At 36.3% G+C, this 15,080-nt stretch carries 13 protein-coding genes; 9 read left to right on the forward strand and 4 right to left on the reverse strand.

Annotation, left to right across the window (positions count from 1 at the left end; translation table 11 throughout):
• The first annotated feature begins 44 nt into the window (after positions 1 to 44).
• Both FLB_RS06995 and FLB_RS07000 read left to right on the forward strand, forming a co-directional pair.
• Positions 45 to 899: an alpha/beta hydrolase gene (locus FLB_RS06995; protein WP_157490567.1), complete on the forward strand. Its 855-nt coding sequence runs from the start codon at positions 45 to 47 to the stop codon at positions 897 to 899.
• Between the two features lie 203 nt (positions 900 to 1,102).
• On the forward strand, positions 1,103 to 1,840 hold the full coding sequence (locus tag FLB_RS07000; protein WP_064715229.1) for a carboxypeptidase-like regulatory domain-containing protein: 738 nt from the start codon (positions 1,103 to 1,105) through the stop codon (positions 1,838 to 1,840).
• Between the two features lie 20 nt (positions 1,841 to 1,860).
• Here FLB_RS07000 and FLB_RS07005 read toward each other — a convergent pair whose 3' ends face one another.
• Positions 1,861 to 3,051: a Pycsar system effector family protein gene (locus FLB_RS07005; protein ID WP_064715230.1), complete on the reverse strand. Its 1,191-nt coding sequence runs from the start codon at positions 3,049 to 3,051 to the stop codon at positions 1,861 to 1,863.
• 25 nt (positions 3,052 to 3,076) lie between these two features.
• Between FLB_RS07005 and FLB_RS07010 the strand changes: the two genes are divergently transcribed.
• On the forward strand, positions 3,077 to 6,805 hold the full coding sequence (locus tag FLB_RS07010) for a metallophosphoesterase (RefSeq protein WP_064715231.1): 3,729 nt from the start codon (positions 3,077 to 3,079) through the stop codon (positions 6,803 to 6,805).
• On the opposite strand, the gene FLB_RS07015 is transcribed toward FLB_RS07010, so the two are convergent.
• The gene (locus FLB_RS07015) at positions 6,788 to 7,669 is read right to left on the reverse strand and encodes a hypothetical protein (RefSeq protein ID WP_317039021.1); all 882 of its coding nucleotides are present in this window, start codon (positions 7,667 to 7,669) and stop codon (positions 6,788 to 6,790) included. The genes FLB_RS07010 and FLB_RS07015 overlap by 18 nt on opposite strands.
• A gap of 497 nt (positions 7,670 to 8,166) precedes the next feature.
• Here FLB_RS07015 and FLB_RS07020 point away from each other — a divergent pair, with 497 nt between their 5' ends.
• Together FLB_RS07020 and FLB_RS07025 are read left to right on the forward strand one after the other, a co-directional pair.
• A complete protein-coding gene (locus tag FLB_RS07020; protein WP_064715233.1) occupies positions 8,167 to 8,454 on the forward strand; it encodes a hypothetical protein in 288 nt (95 codons plus the stop codon).
• 52 nt (positions 8,455 to 8,506) lie between these two features.
• Positions 8,507 to 8,986 (forward strand): hypothetical protein, encoded by a 480-nt coding sequence (locus tag FLB_RS07025; protein WP_064715234.1) that lies wholly within the window; start codon positions 8,507 to 8,509, stop codon positions 8,984 to 8,986.
• Between the two features lie 74 nt (positions 8,987 to 9,060).
• Here FLB_RS07025 and FLB_RS07030 read toward each other — a convergent pair whose 3' ends face one another.
• Positions 9,061 to 9,486 carry a DUF1573 domain-containing protein gene (locus FLB_RS07030; protein WP_064715235.1) on the reverse strand — a complete coding sequence of 142 codons (426 nt, stop codon included), beginning with the start codon at positions 9,484 to 9,486 and terminating at the stop codon, positions 9,061 to 9,063.
• A gap of 166 nt (positions 9,487 to 9,652) precedes the next feature.
• Here FLB_RS07030 and FLB_RS07035 point away from each other — a divergent pair, with 166 nt between their 5' ends.
• The 4 genes from FLB_RS07035 to FLB_RS07050 are packed head-to-tail and all read left to right on the forward strand — an operon-like array spanning position 9,653 to position 13,449.
• Positions 9,653 to 10,918, forward strand: coding sequence for a sensor histidine kinase (locus tag FLB_RS07035; protein ID WP_064715236.1), 1,266 nt, complete (start codon positions 9,653 to 9,655; stop codon positions 10,916 to 10,918).
• A complete protein-coding gene (locus FLB_RS07040) occupies positions 10,911 to 11,597 on the forward strand; it encodes a response regulator transcription factor (protein WP_064715237.1) in 687 nt (228 codons plus the stop codon). Before FLB_RS07035 ends, FLB_RS07040 begins: the two co-directional genes overlap by 8 nt.
• Before the next feature lie 57 nt (positions 11,598 to 11,654).
• Entirely contained in the window at positions 11,655 to 12,392 is a 738-nt protein-coding gene (locus tag FLB_RS07045) for a hypothetical protein (protein WP_064715238.1), read from the forward strand.
• A gap of 4 nt (positions 12,393 to 12,396) precedes the next feature.
• Positions 12,397 to 13,449 carry a PCMD domain-containing protein gene (locus FLB_RS07050; protein WP_064715239.1) on the forward strand — a complete coding sequence of 351 codons (1,053 nt, stop codon included), beginning with the start codon at positions 12,397 to 12,399 and terminating at the stop codon, positions 13,447 to 13,449.
• A gap of 83 nt (positions 13,450 to 13,532) precedes the next feature.
• Here the strand turns inward: FLB_RS07050 and FLB_RS07055 are convergent, their stop codons facing one another.
• Complete coding sequence (locus FLB_RS07055) at positions 13,533 to 15,074, reverse strand: acyl-CoA carboxylase subunit beta (RefSeq protein ID WP_064715240.1); 1,542 nt, start codon at positions 15,072 to 15,074, stop codon at positions 13,533 to 13,535.
• Positions 15,075 to 15,080 lie beyond the last annotated feature (6 nt).

A 15,080-nucleotide genomic window follows, 5' to 3' on the forward strand; every position in this document is an offset into this window, starting at 1 on the left:
TATGCTCTATTACTTGTAATGCACAGAAAGTATCTATACCAAAAATGGAGAAAGTCTTTCTTGACCAAACCGATAAATCAAAAAGTTGTTACACAATAATTTATCCGCCAAAACTTCCATGGAGAGGATATATTTTTCTAATGCCGGGTTTTGGTGAGACAGCAGAAAACGTATTACAACAAACTGACTTACCCAAGCAATTAGCATTAAACGGCATTCTAACAATTATTCCCACCTTCCAAGACGGAGTTTTATCTTTTGGTGTAGACCGCTTAAGCCAACAAACTTTTGACAAAATTATTAAGGATGTAACCTCTAAACATAAACTTATTGACCAAAAATATTTTGTTGGTGGATTTTCAATCGGTGGTAGTTGTGCCATTAAATATGCTGAAAACGCAGCAATTAAACCAACAGCCATTTTTGCCATTGACCCACCACTCGACTTTGAGAGATTTTACAATTCCGCAAAAAGAGATATCCGCCTTTCAAAAGACAACGAAGCCAATCAAGAGAATGTGTATATGATAGACAGACTTGAAAAAGAAACTGGCGGGAGTCCAACAACAGCCCTCAACGAGTATTACACTATTTCGCCTTACTCCTTTTCAGACACAACTCAAACGGCAATTAAACAATTGATAAAAATGCCTTTGAGAATTTACACAGAACCTGACATAAATTGGTGGTTGAAAGAACGAGGTTTGGACTTTACGAATATGAATGCAGCAGAATGTTCCGCTATGATAAATGAACTAAATAGACTTGGAAATCAAAGTGCAGCATTAATAACAACACAAAATAAAGGCTATAGAAAACCTAACAATAAAAGACATCCACATTCTTGGAGTATTGTGGATAATGAGAAATTAATAAAATGGTTGCTACAACAAAAATAACCCACTTAGCAAATAGCTCCGCCTTCTCTATATTTCAATTTCGTTTGGCAATCCGTGCAAGTATCAAAATCTTCGAATTTGTTTCGCTATAGATTGTTGAATACCGTTGTCTTTTAAACTATTACCTTTATAAATTACGAATGCCTACACGCAAAAAGTCGGAATATTTTTATTAGTTTTGCCTCTCACAAAAACTTTATAAAATGAAAAATATCCTTTTTCCCCTTGTAACTATAGCCTCTGTATTGTTTTTCTCTTGCAGTAAAAGCGATGATGAAACTATAGTCCCAACAACAGCAGCTATTTCCGGCTCGGTCATTCTTTACGATGAAGCAACAACGCTATTGGACAAATCGAATATGAATGTAAAGGTTGTTGGAACGACTCCTTTGATTCAAACTACTACAAACGCTGAAGGAAAGTTTGTACTACCGGAAGTGCCTTTTGGTACCTACACCTTAGAATACTCAAAATCGGGATTTGGAACTTTTAAAAAAATTGGAGTGGTACACGGAACCAACGGGCAAGCTACAGTTATTAGTCCTATTCCCTCTTTAGGGCAGCAATCTACTACAACAGTAACGGATGTATCAGCCGCTGTTTCGAACAATCAAGTAAAGTTATTGATTACCACAAACCCAGCAGGAAATACAGGCAACCGTCGCTATGTGCGATACTTTTTATCTACCAATGCTCAAGTAAGTGCCACCAATTACACCTATTTTTCGGCTGTTTTTGTATCACAAATTAACCCTTTTGAAAAAACCATCACTCAAAGCGAATTACTTTCAGCAGGCTTTACATCGGGTCAACAAGTTTATGTGAGAGCCTACGGGGATTCGTTTTGGGACAATGCCTATGATGACTCCACTAATGGCAAAAGAATATTTCCAAATCTAAATGGTACTACTGTAACCGCCACTTCATTTGTGGTTCCGTAAACTTGAAAATTCTGAAAATATTACTCCCCCGACAGTTTAAAAGCGATCACAAAAGCGATTACCGAAGCCACAATCCCAAACATAAACAGATTATAAGCCACACGAAGCAAGCGATATTTACGCTCCAAGACAATGCCCAAAAAGTATAAATCTTTGATCATCGTGTTGTAAATATAATCACGGTCTTTGATCATTTCGTTCATCGCCCATTGGTATTCGTCGAGGGGCATTTTGTAAAAGTTACCAAAAAACAAGAGGTTTACTTTTTGCTCTTCGATGTCTTGTCGGGAGAAAAAGCCTTTGGTTACTTTGGGACGCGTCGAAAGAATCGCAAAAATAATCGTCGTTACACTAGAGACAATCATAAAGAAAGTCGGCATCATTAAATGCGCGTATTTGGGATTGTCTAACTTCGGAATAATCGTAGACAACGCAATAGAAATGATAATAGCATTTACGGATAACAAGATATTCGCTTTGCTATCAGCGATGCCACTCAATCGGGTGTGATTGCCCAAGGTAACTCTAAAAACCGTATCAATGCCACGATCGGGTTTGTCGGGCTTGTCTTCTTTGGGCGTATTGGCTTTCTTTTTCTCCTTTTTGCCTTTTTTATCTTCTTTGGTGTTAATTATTTTTTGCAAAGCGATACAGTTTTTATCTTTTAAGGGTTGCCAGTTCGTCTTGGCATAATCGGTATAAAATTGGTGAATGTTGACCATAAAATCAAAATTAACCAAAGCCCATTCTTTGTCAGAATAAGTTACCTTTTCGGTTGTCTCCCATTCCTTACGGAGTTTTTCACAGCTGAACAAATAATCAGAACCAAACAGATGAAAATAATCGGCATCTTTTATAACCTTTTCTGAAAGTGTTTTCGGAACATAATGTTTTTCAGTAGCTTTGATAAACCCACATACTTTATCAATAAAATCAGAAGTTGCGCCATTTTCCTTTAAAAAAACTGTGGCAAAATTACAACTACAAACTTCATGATTTTTACAGCTGGTAATAAAACCTGTATCATGAAACCAAGCGGCAATAAGTAGGGCCTCACGCTCTTCACCTTCTACTTTTTCTTCTTGACACAAAGTAGTAACTGCGGCTACCACGCCTTGGGTATGCGTTAAATTGTGATAGGTATATTCGCTAGAAAGTTTATCTTTGAGCAAAGAAGTGACAAAATCTTGAGCTTTAGCAATCAGGATCATAAACAAATTTTTATACGACTAAATTATGGAATTGTTTTGGGATTATCGTTTTAAAGCAATTAAAACTGGAATTACCCTTCTTATCTTTATACTATTACTTCAATCCTGTGCCATACATCAGGCACAATTTGGAAAAGAGGCAGCAAAAACAAGGACTCCTAACGGCATTGATACCACAAAAATTGCCCACACTTTTTATTTAATTGGCGATGCTGGCAATGGCGACTTACCTCTACCGCAACAAACCCTTGAGCTGCTGAATCAAAAGCTAGCTTCGGCACACAAAAATAGCACTTTATTGTTTTTGGGAGATAATATTTATCCCAAAGGAATGCCCAGCGACAAAGAACCTGAAGCAAAGGCCTTGGCCGAAACCAAATTGAATACACAACTCGCTTTGGCTAAAAACTTCAAAGGACAAACAAAATTCATTCCTGGAAATCACGATTGGTACAGCGGCATCAAGGGATTAGAACGTCAAGCGCAATACATCACCACGAAATTAAATGATAAAAAAAGCTTTCTTCCACAAAAAAACTGCGCTATCGAAAGTGTAAAAATCAACAGCAACCTGACAATGATTGTGGTGGATAGCCAATGGTTCCTTGAAGATTGGAATCAGCATCCTACCTTCAATGAGTCTTGTGACATCAAAACTAGAGAAGCTTTTTTCGAAGAACTTGAAGACCTTTTAAACAAAAACAGAGATAAAAAAGTGATTTTGGCTATGCACCATCCTTTGCAAACAAATGGGTCGCACGGCGGGCAATTTTCGCTAGAAAAACAACTTTTCCCTTTGGAACAAAAAATTCCGTTGCCTGTAATTGGGTCAGTTATCAATTTACTACGCAAAACATCAGGAATAAGTCCGCAAGACATTCAAAACAAACAATACACCATCCTGACCAAACGTATCAAAACGCTATTACAAGCCCACAATAATGTGGTGGTGGTTTCGGGGCACGATCATAATTTACAGTACATTGACCACGACAACATCAAACAAATCATCAGTGGTGCTGGCTCAAAATCTGAAGCCGCAAGAGCCATTTTTCCAAATGATTTCTCCTATGGTGGCAATGGTTATGTTACACTTTTCGTTTATAAAGATGGTCGCGTCACAGCTTCTTTTTTTGGAAATGAAAAAGGAAAAGAACAACTTTTATTCGAAACTACGCTGTTCGATTCGGATGAAAAAAGTGCTACTATAGCGCCAAAAGATTTCCCAAAAACAACCACTGCTTCGATTTACACACCAAAACAAACCCAAAAAAACGGATTTTATAAATTCTTGTTTGGTACCCATTACAGAAAAGTATACAGCACCAAAATTACCGTTCCTACAGTTACACTAGACACGTTGTATGGCGGCTTACGTCCCAAAAGAGCCGGTGGCGGACATCAATCCAATTCACTGCAATTGATAGACAAAGACGGAAAAGAATACGTAATGCGCGCTCTGAAAAAAAGTGCTACTCGTTTTTTGCAAGCCGTAGCCTTCAAAGATCAATACGTGGTTACTGATTTTGAAGACACCTATGCCGAAGATTTTTTGTTTGATTTTTACACCACATCACATCCTTATACACCTTTTGCCGTGGGTAACCTTGCGGACAAAATTGGCGTCTACCATACCAATCCAAAATTGTTTTACATTCCAAAACAGAAGGCTTTGAAAGAATTCAATGCCAATTTTGGCAATGAGCTATATATGGTAGAAGAAAGACCAAGTGACAGCCAAGCCGACAATGAGCTGTTTGACAATCCCGATAAAATCATTGCTACCGATGAGTTGCTCCACAATTTACACAAAGACGAAAAATACCAAGTCGATGAAAAAGCCTATATCAGAGCGCGATTGTTTGATATGCTCATCGGAGATTGGGACCGTCATAGCGATCAATGGCGCTGGAGTGCCTTCAAAGCCGGGAAAAATATTATTTACAAACCCATTCCAAAAGACCGAGACCAAGCCTTTAGTATGTACGATGGAGCGTTGCTTTCCTTATTAATGAATATGCCTGCGTTGCGCCATATGCAAACCTTCAACTCGTCTATTCGCAATGTAAAATGGCTCAATAGAGAGCCTTATCCATTGGATTTGGCTTTATTGAGAACTGCTACAAAGGAAGATTGGATTGAACAAGCCCAATACATTCAAAACCATTTGTCTGACCGAGAAATAGAAGAAGGTTTTGCATCAATTCCAAATGAAGTAAAAGGAAAAACTATCAACGACATCATTAAAAAATTAAAAGTCCGAATGCGAGACTTACCGAATTATGCCAAAGCGTATTATGAAGTGCTTCAAAAAACGGTGGTGATTGTCGGTACCAACAAAAAAGAACAATTTTCCATTTCGTTTCCTTCAAAAAATGAAGTTGAAGTGGTAGTCTCTCGTCTCAAGAAAGATGGTCCCGAATGGTGGTACACCAAACGATTTGATGCTAAAACCACCAAAACAATTTGGATTTATGGCTTGGATGATGATGACGTTTTTGAAGTAAATGGAAAAAACAAGTCTGGAATTTTATTACGTCTTTTGGGTGGACAAAATAACGATAGTTACACCGTAACGCACGGCAAAAACATTATGGTTTATGATTTTAAATCGAAACCTAATACCTATAATTTGGATGGAAAAACCAAAAAAGTAATCACAGATGATTATGACACCCAATATTACAATTATGAAAAGCCCAAATACAATGCGATTTCAGGGCTTCCGTTTGGTGGATACAATCCAGATGATGGCGTAAAATTGGGGTTGATTACCAGCTATACGGTGAATCGTTTTAAACAAAATCCTTTTACCCAAAAACACATCCTAAAAGCCAATTATTTTTTTGCGACAAGCGGTTTCGAACTTTTGTACAACGCTCATTTTCCAAAGGCTTTGGGTAGTTGGGATTTGGATGTCGCTTCTAAGTATACGAGCCCTAATTTTACCATCAATTTCTTTGGTTATGGTAACGAAACCATCAACAACGACGAAACGTTTGGAATGGATTATAACCGTGTGCGTCTAAGAACATTATCCATAACTCCCTCTCTAAAAAAAATAGGAAGAATGGGCAGTGAATGGAACTTTGCAACAATTATAGAACGCATTACCGTTGAAGAAAGCACAAACCGTTTTATCAATACGCCGGGTGTAGTTAATCCAGAGGTTTTTGAAAGACAAAAATTTGCAGGTGCCAGTGCCTCCTATTCCTATGAAAACTACGATTTGCCTGCTTTTCCAAGTATGGGATTTGGTTTTTCGATAAAAGGAACTTGGAAAATGAATTTAGAAGAGCTCAACCGAAACTTTACCGCTTTGGAAACCAAAATTAACCTCAACCATCGCCTTGATAAAAAAGGAAAACTAGTTCTTGCGACGATTCTAAAATCAAAAATACTCTTTAATGACCATTACGAATTCTATCAAGGTGCCACATTAGGTGGAGATTATGACCTTAGAGGTTTTAGAAATGAACGCTTTTTAGGAAAACGTTCCTTCTACCAAAGCAGTGATATTCGTTGGCAATTAGGGAAAATCAAAAAAAGCTTGTTACCACTATCGTATGGTCTTCTTGGCGGATTCGATTATGGCCGTGTTTGGCTCCCCAATGAAAGTTCCAATAAATGGCATCAAGCCTTTGGTGGTGGCCTTTGGCTAAACGGATTGAATGTGTTAACCGCTAGAATTACTTATTTTAAAGGTAGAGACGAAGAGGCACGACTTTCTATTGGCTTAGGGTTTGGATTTTAATTGACTTAACGAAGTCAAATACATACTTGATCTACCTTTTTTCTCGGCTTCATCAGCTATTAGTATTTGATTATCATCAATAAATGCAATGGATTCTTTTTGTGAAAAATGCCCTAAACTATAAAGGGTTTTCTTTACATTCAGTTCATTACCTCCTTTAAAACCTGATAACAAAAATACTTTATCATGGCAAAGCAGGACTACTTTGCTTTCATCAGGACTTAGTGCCGCGCCTGTAATTTGGCAACGGTTGAAAGTGTCGCACGTTTTAATTTTTCCAATTAATTGCGCTTGCTGCACTCCAGCCGCATTTCGGATTTTATAGACTAACGAGGTACCATCAAAATGTTTGCTTCGGTTTTTAGTAAACAAATAAAAATAGCCTTGTAATTCAATAAATGCTTCGGTATCGAAAAGTCGCTCTGTATTTTTGGGTGGAAATTCTTTTTGTTCTGGAAACGAAAACGAAATTTTATAATCGGCTTTTGCTGAAGAAGCATCAAGCTGAGAAGCTCCAATCTTGTAAATGCACAAATCACGACGGGTGTTGCGATTGTTTCCAAAATCGCCAATATACACATTGCCTTGCGCATCTTTGGTCAGCTCTTCCCAATCAACATTGGTGGCATTTGCGATAGTGCAAGTCTTTTTGATAACACCCGAATTCGCATCTAAACCAAGGAGTACATTTTTATTACCGCTGTCCTCTAATGCCCAAATCAATTTAGTTTGAGGCATGTAGACCATTCCTGAAATTTCCTTTATTTTTTTAGGCAATTCGAATTGTAAAGTCAAAACACTGCTGTCTTTTTGACAAGCTAAACATACAATTCCTATTAAAACAATAATTCCCTTTTTCATCATTGAAAGTCTTTAAATAAGGGGGCAAGATAAGAAAGAATACAAAAAAGATTGGTGTTTTTTTTAAGTATTCGTTGGATCTTGATACTTTCTCATTATTAATACGTAAGCACTTATTTAAATAATTTAATTTGCTAAAAATCTAATCCAAAAGGGTATTTCACTATTATTTTGAGGAGAAATAATTCATTTTTCATTCAGGAAATACCCCTCGTTCGAAGGCACAAGATTTTTTATGTCGAAAAAAAAGTTAAAAAAAACCTAAAACAAAAGACGTAATACCAAAAAATTAAAAACTATATTTAACATTCTTGAACAGACCCCAAAGCAAAATGAGTAAAAAAGAAGTTCCCGATAAAGAATTAAGTACTACCCCCTTCGTGATCTACCTAGTCAGCAAAAAAGTAATTAAAAAACAATCAATAGCCATAAAACACACATTAACTGTTATTTAACCAAAGAAAATTGTGTGCTTTTCTCATTTTTGATAACTTTACACTGTGAAAAAATCAAAAAACATAGTATTTTTATTCTTTTTATTTTCATATTCTTTATTATGGACCTTAGACTGCTATTTAGAAGTAAATTCATCTAAAAAAATAGAATGGACCGTAAAAACTGAAAATCAAAAGGAATTAGACTCCGAATTTTATTGGGTGTGCAAAACTGAGCCTTGGTCAAAAACCAAAAAAGAATACTTCGTGAACCGAAGACCAAAAGTAATTATGGATACTTTTTATACTACAGCTATTTACTTGCAAAAATATTGTCCGCCTCCTGAATGCTAGTTTTTTTTTCGGCATACTTTTAAATTATAACAACAAGAAAAAAATTAGTCCTATGAAAACCTTTATTACTTTATTATTTTTAGCAATTTCAACCCCATTTTTCGCTCAATCGCATGTTTTAGTAAAACATAATGGTGAAAAAATGAATGTGAATTACATCAAAACCAACAACAATTTACTGTATTTCAACACAGGAAAAGATCAGGTAGAGCAATCGATAAGCACTTTTGCTGTAGCGGAATTGATCAACACTATTACCAATGATAGAGCAAAAATTTCAGATAAAATTGTAGTAAGCGGTGAGCATGATTACAACAAAGTAATTCTTATTACACCAGATGCAACAACAGGCTTATCTACTATTGCCAACAACTCCAAATTCATTAACCGAGTAAAAGGTCAAACGCCAGGAGCCGTTCAGCAACAAAATATTATGGCTTTGAAAAGAAAAGCTGCTAAAGAAGGTATTCCTTTCGTTTCTATTGCACCAATCAATAGAGCGGAGTCAACCGCTAAGATGTATACTTATTAGGTAACGTATTTTAGTAAATAAAAGAAGCCGTTTCAAGGAATGAAACGGCTTCTTCACTTTCTAAAACCAATAAATTAGCTTTTAGCAGTTGCTGCAACTACATTTCCTTTAATAGTTAAAACTTTTGGAGTAGCTTCTGCATTAGAGGTTACCGTTACTGTTTTGGTGAAAGCCCCCACTGCTGCTGCATTGTAAGTAGCTGTAACCGTTCCTGATTTTCCTGAAGCGATTGGAGTTTTAGTATAATTGGTAGCTGTACAACCACAAGAACCTTGAACATTAGTCAAAATCACTGGTGTTTTTCCTGTGTTTTTAAATTCAAAAACAATAGGTTTTGGCGTACCTTGAGGGATAGAACCCACATCAATAGTTTCTGATTTCCAAACCAAAACACTAGCATAATTTGCTACTTTGGTTACTACTGTTTTAACTGGAGTAATAGTAGAGAAAGACATTAATCCAAAAGCTACTGCCAATAAAGAGATTTTTAACATTTTCATAATTCCTATTTTTAATTGTTTATTATTTCATTTTTTTTTACAAAACAAATATAATGACTCTTTTTGGCATTGCTGTTAAACGAATTCAAATGATTGTTAACGACTTGTTAATACCTTAAAAACAACTTATTTTTACTTAATATTACATCCTAAAAAACATCATTTCTTGAAAATAAACCGCCTTAATAGCATCATTATCATAGGATTAATTGCCATTATTGGTATTTTATTGGCACAACTCCTATGGACCAAAGAAGCTTTTCGAATTGAAGAAAAAAAATTCAGTCAAAAAGCTCATATTGCGTTATATGAAGTGGCTAAAAATTTATACAAAGGCAACAATCAGGAAATTCCTGTGCAAAATCCAGTGCAAAAAATCTCTAATGATTATTACATTGTCAATGTGGAGAATGATTTTGATGCCTCAATTTTGGAATTTTACCTCAAATCGGTGTTCAAAAAATTGGGCATAACAACAGATTTCGAATATGCCATTTATAATTGTCAGAGTGACGAAATGGTGTATGGCAATTATGTTTCGATAGACGAAAAAAACACTTCTAAACATTCCATTCATTTTCCCAAACACAAAAACTTGGTCTATTATTTTGCCATTCGATTTCCCAACGAAACGAGCTTTTTATTCAGTTCCCTTAAGTTTTGGTTTGTGCTTTCATTGGCTTTGGTATTGATTCTTTTGATTTATGTGTACTCGATTTATACGCTTTTGCAACAAAAAAAATATTCCGATTTGCAACGTGATTTCATCAACAATATGACGCATGAATTCAAAACGCCACTTTCGTCCATATTAATTGCTTCGAATTATTTGAGTAAACAAAAACCAATTACTGCTGACAAAAAGTTGGAAAAATATGCTCACATCATTGTCGAGCAAAGCAACAAATTGAACCAGCACATTGAGAAAATTTTAACGGTTGCCAAATCAGATGCGACGCCGTTACAACTCCAAAAAACTACATTTGAATTCCTTCCGATCATCAAAGAAATCATTGAAAACTGTCAACTCAAACATCCTTTGGTGGTGTTTCATTTAGACAATCAAAGCACCAAAACCAAGTTATTCGGCGATGCTTTTCATTTTTCAAACCTTGTTTATAATTTAATTGACAATGCGATAAAGTATTGCGAAAAAACACCCGAAATTACCCTTTGTTTTAGCGATACCAAACAGCATTTACAAATCGAATGTATTGATAACGGAATTGGCATTGAACCTAAAAAAATTCCTTTTATTTTTGATAAATTCTACCGAATTCCATCCAAAAAAAGCAATGAAATCAATGGTTTTGGACTAGGATTATATTATGTAAAAAAGATTTGCGATTTGCATCATTGGAAAATTAATGCCCACAATAACGAGACTTTTGGAACCACCATAACTTTAGTATTGCCGATAAAAAATGAATAAGCCAAAAATTTTATATGTCGAAGATGATGCCACTTTGGCTTTTTTGACCAAAGACAATTTAGAACAAAATCAGTACGATGTTTATCATTGCGAAGATGGCGAAATAGCGCTAGAACGCTTTCATGAAATAGCCTTTGACCTCTGCATTCTCGACATTATGCTGCCCAAAAAAGATGGTTTTGAATTGGCCGAAGCCATACGAAAAGTCGACACTCATATTCCCATCATTTTCCTTTCGGCCAAAACACTCAAAGAAGATCGCATCAAAGGGTTGCGTTTGGGTGCGGATGACTATTTGGTAAAACCCTTTAGCATTGAAGAATTATTGCTCAAGATTGAAATTTTCTTAAAGCGCTCTCAAAAAAAGGAAAAACTCGAGACTGCTCAGTATCAAATTGGAAAATACACCTTCGACACCAAAAACTATTTGCTTTGGAACGCCTCAGAAAAAATAAAACTAACCCAAAGAGAATCCGAGTTATTGAAACTATTTCTCGACAATAAAAATGTAGTCCTGAAACGAGAACAAATCCTAACCGCACTTTGGGGCAATGACGATTATTTCATGGGTCGTAGTTTGGACGTATTCATTTCTCGATTGCGCAAAATTTTGGTTCATGAGCCAGGAATTTCCATTGAAAACCTTCACGGCATTGGGTTTCGTTTTTTTGAAGAATAATTTATTTTATTAACTGAATTATTCAGAAATTTGATACTCAAACATAAATAAAAACCAATGATTTCAATTTGCAAAAGATATTTCTTGTTGGTACTTACCATTGGCCTCTTGATTTTTTCAAAAACAGTCTATGCACAAACGAATAATTCTATTGAAATTTCACCATTTACCAAGCTTCAAAAAGGACTAGCATTTGTTGGTTTAACTGGCGGTGCCAATACTAGAAGCAGTCAAAACGAAAATTTTCTTATTACAAATGTCATTGATAAACAAAAAGATGGTTTCAACATTCAAGCTAATGGTGGATATTTTTTGAGTAAATCATTTGCCATTGGAACCGCTTTGCGCTATGACTGGGCCAAACTCAATCAGATTTTAGAAGATAGCGATGGAATCCAAACCTTTGTCAAAGAAGCGAAAAGCAGTCTTGGAGGGAACGTTTTTATAAAAAATTATATTCCCATTACAGCCAACGGTAGGTTTAATCTATTTAACATTGTTAGCTTAGGAATGAATAAAGAAAACAAAGTCACTGAAAAGACGAGCAATGATATTTTAACTCGTTATTATTCTGTTACCAACAATTACAACCTGGGAATCAACCCTGGCATTCAAGTATTTATCATCAAAGGTTTTGCAACTGAAGTAGGAGTAAATTTAGCCGGACTTTCTCATACATACAAAAGAACCACCATAAACGAAGTAGAACATACCGTAATCAAAAGCAATGATTTAGATTTAAAACTAAACATTTTATCGTTAAACATTAGCTTTTTCTATTTTTTCAAATCCTAGCAATATGAGAACAAAACTTTTATTCTTAACCCTTATTTCTGTCGTTTTGTCCAACTGTGTCTCAGAAGATTATTTTGGAAATTCAGATCAAAAAAAAATATTGAGTTTTATTTTGACAAACCAAGTAGGCAATACTATTATAGAAGAATCTACGGGAACTATCAGTATAAATGTTGCCGCTACTGCAAATATCAAGCAACTAAAACCTAAAGAAATTGTGCTCTCTACCTTTGCTGCAATTAGTCCATCGAGCGAGGAACTATTAGATTTTACCAATCCCGTAAAATACACTGTTACAGCTGAAGATGGGTCAACAAAAATCTATACCGTAACCGTAAAACAAGAAGGAAGTGAACCACAACTAGAAAATAGTTCTTTTGATGATTGGTATATGACTCCCAAAAACTACTACGAACCCGGAAAAGACGCCAACTCTATTTGGTCAAGTGGAAATGCTGGAGCTACTACTCTAGGGAACGCAAATGTTACTCCTTTTACCATCAACGGAACGAATATCGCAGCTAAATTGGTGACCCAAGATATGGGAAGTTTAGCAGGATTCGTCAGTCAACGAATGGCGGCAGGCTCTATGTTTACCGGTAAATTTGAATTAGATGTATCAAATCCAATTAATTCTGCAAAATTTGGAATCCCCTTTGCCGCTAGACCTAAAAATTTCTCTGTAGAATATGCCTACAGTCCAGGTACTCCCTATTTGGATAGAAAAGGACAAACTTTAACCACCAAAGATGCCTGCGATATCTATGTTTTATTAGAAAATAGAAACGGTACTGAAGTAAAAAGAGTAGCTACAGCTTGGTTTCGTTCCGAGGAAAAAGTAATTAATGCCTTTAAAACCATCACCATTCCATTGACTTACGGCGAATTAAATAGCTCTTTTCCAGCCTATCAAAAACCTAAAAACGGTTTGTATGCAAATGCAAATGAAGCGGTTACTCATATTTCGGTAGTTTTTTCTTCAAGTTTTAATGGCGATCAGCTAGAAGGAGGCACAAATAGCACCTTATTGGTCAACAATTTCAAATTGATCTATTAGTAAAAAATCCAAAGCTTGCGAAAAGTAGCTTTGGATTTTTTTTATAAATAAACGCTCACAATTGTAATCGCTCAAACAAACTATTACAACGGAATATTGCCGTGTTTTCTGTCTGGTCTATGGACAGTTTTTCCTTCAAGCATACTAAAGGCTTTCAACAACTTTCGACGGGTATCTTCTGGAAGAATAACCTCATCTATAAATCCGCGTTGTGCTGCGGTATACGGATTGGCGAATAATTCAGCATATTCAGCTTCTTTTTCTAATAGTTTTGCTTCGTGGTCTTCGGCTTCGCTAATTTCTTTTTTGAAGATAATTTCAGAGGCTCCTTTGGCTCCCATTACCGCAATTTCTGCCGTAGGCCAAGCAAAATTCATATCGGCACCAATGTGTTTGGAGTTCATTACATCATAAGCACCACCATAAGCTTTTCTAGTAATCACCGTCACTCTTGGCACGGTCGCCTCGCTAAAAGCATATAATAATTTGGCACCGTGCACAATGATTCCGTTCCATTCTTGATCGGTTCCTGGCAAGAAACCGGGAACATCTTCCAACACCAACAACGGAATATTGAAACTGTCGCAAAAACGAACAAATCTCGCAGCTTTGATGGAACTTTTTACATCCAAACACCCTGCTAAAAACATTGGATTGTTGGCTACAATTCCGATACTTCTTCCTCCCAAACGGGCAAAACCAACAATAATATTTTCGGCATACTCTTTATGAATTTCATAAAAAGAATCGGCATCAATAATTCCTCTAATCACCTCGTGCATATCATAGGGTTTGTTGGCACTGTCTGGAATAATCGTAGCCAATTCCATTCGTACTTCATCACCCAAAACATAAGGTACTTTTGGAGTCGTTTCTTTATTATTTTGTGGCAAATAGCTCAAAAGATTTTTGATACTGTTCAACAAAGCCACTCCGTTGGGAGCTGTTAAATGTGCCACTCCCGACTTAGAAGCGTGTGTTACGGCTCCACCTAAAGCTTCTGAAGTTACTTCTTCGTTGGTTACCGTTTTCACTACATTGGGTCCCGTAACAAACATATAACTGTTGTTTTCTACCATCATCGTAAAATCGGTCATCGCAGGGGAATACACCGCACCACCCGCACAAGGTCCCATAATTGCCGAAATCTGAGGTATCACCCCAGAAGATTGTACATTGCGATAAAAGATATCAGCGTAACCTCCCAAAGAACGAACACCTTCTTGAATTCGGGCGCCTCCTGAGTCGTTTAATCCAATCATTGGCGCACCCACTTTGAGTGCCATATCCATTACTTTGCAAATTTTCTCGGCGTGCGTTTCGGACAATGAACCACCAAAAACGGTAAAATCTTGGGCAAAAACATAGACCAATCTGCCATTAATAGTTCCGTAACCTGTAACTACCCCATCTCCATAAATCAGGTCCTTCTCCATACCAAAATCGGTAGTTCTGTGGGTAACCAACATCCCAATTTCTTCAAAAGAACCTTCGTCCAACAAATACATCACTCGCTCTCTTGCGGTTAGTTTCTTACTGGCGTGATGTTTATCAATTCGGGCTTGACCACCGCCCAATTGGGCTAGTGCTATTTTTTCGTTTAATACTTTTATTTTAGATTCCATACTTTT

Origin of the sequence: Flavobacterium succinicans, from assembly GCF_001662485.1 — a bacterium.
GTDB classification, from domain to species: domain Bacteria; phylum Bacteroidota; class Bacteroidia; order Flavobacteriales; family Flavobacteriaceae; genus Flavobacterium; species Flavobacterium succinicans_A.

Coding starts and splice junctions, on each gene's coding strand:
- FLB_RS07030 (WP_064715235.1), bottom strand. CDS start 9,486: ATGAAAATGTTAAAAATCTCTTTATTGGCAGTAGCTTTTGGATTAATG.
- FLB_RS07015 (WP_317039021.1), bottom strand. CDS start 7,669: ATGATGAAAAAGGGAATTATTGTTTTAATAGGAATTGTATGTTTAGCT.
- FLB_RS07040 (WP_064715237.1), top strand. CDS start 10,911: ATGAATAAGCCAAAAATTTTATATGTCGAAGATGATGCCACTTTGGCT.
- FLB_RS07055 (WP_064715240.1), bottom strand. CDS start 15,074: ATGGAATCTAAAATAAAAGTATTAAACGAAAAAATAGCACTAGCCCAA.
- FLB_RS06995 (WP_157490567.1), top strand. CDS start 45: ATGGAGAAAGTCTTTCTTGACCAAACCGATAAATCAAAAAGTTGTTAC.
- FLB_RS07025 (WP_064715234.1), top strand. CDS start 8,507: ATGAAAACCTTTATTACTTTATTATTTTTAGCAATTTCAACCCCATTT.
- FLB_RS07050 (WP_064715239.1), top strand. CDS start 12,397: ATGAGAACAAAACTTTTATTCTTAACCCTTATTTCTGTCGTTTTGTCC.
- FLB_RS07045 (WP_064715238.1), top strand. CDS start 11,655: ATGATTTCAATTTGCAAAAGATATTTCTTGTTGGTACTTACCATTGGC.
- FLB_RS07010 (WP_064715231.1), top strand. CDS start 3,077: ATGGAATTGTTTTGGGATTATCGTTTTAAAGCAATTAAAACTGGAATT.
- FLB_RS07005 (WP_064715230.1), bottom strand. CDS start 3,051: ATGATCCTGATTGCTAAAGCTCAAGATTTTGTCACTTCTTTGCTCAAA.
- FLB_RS07000 (WP_064715229.1), top strand. CDS start 1,103: ATGAAAAATATCCTTTTTCCCCTTGTAACTATAGCCTCTGTATTGTTT.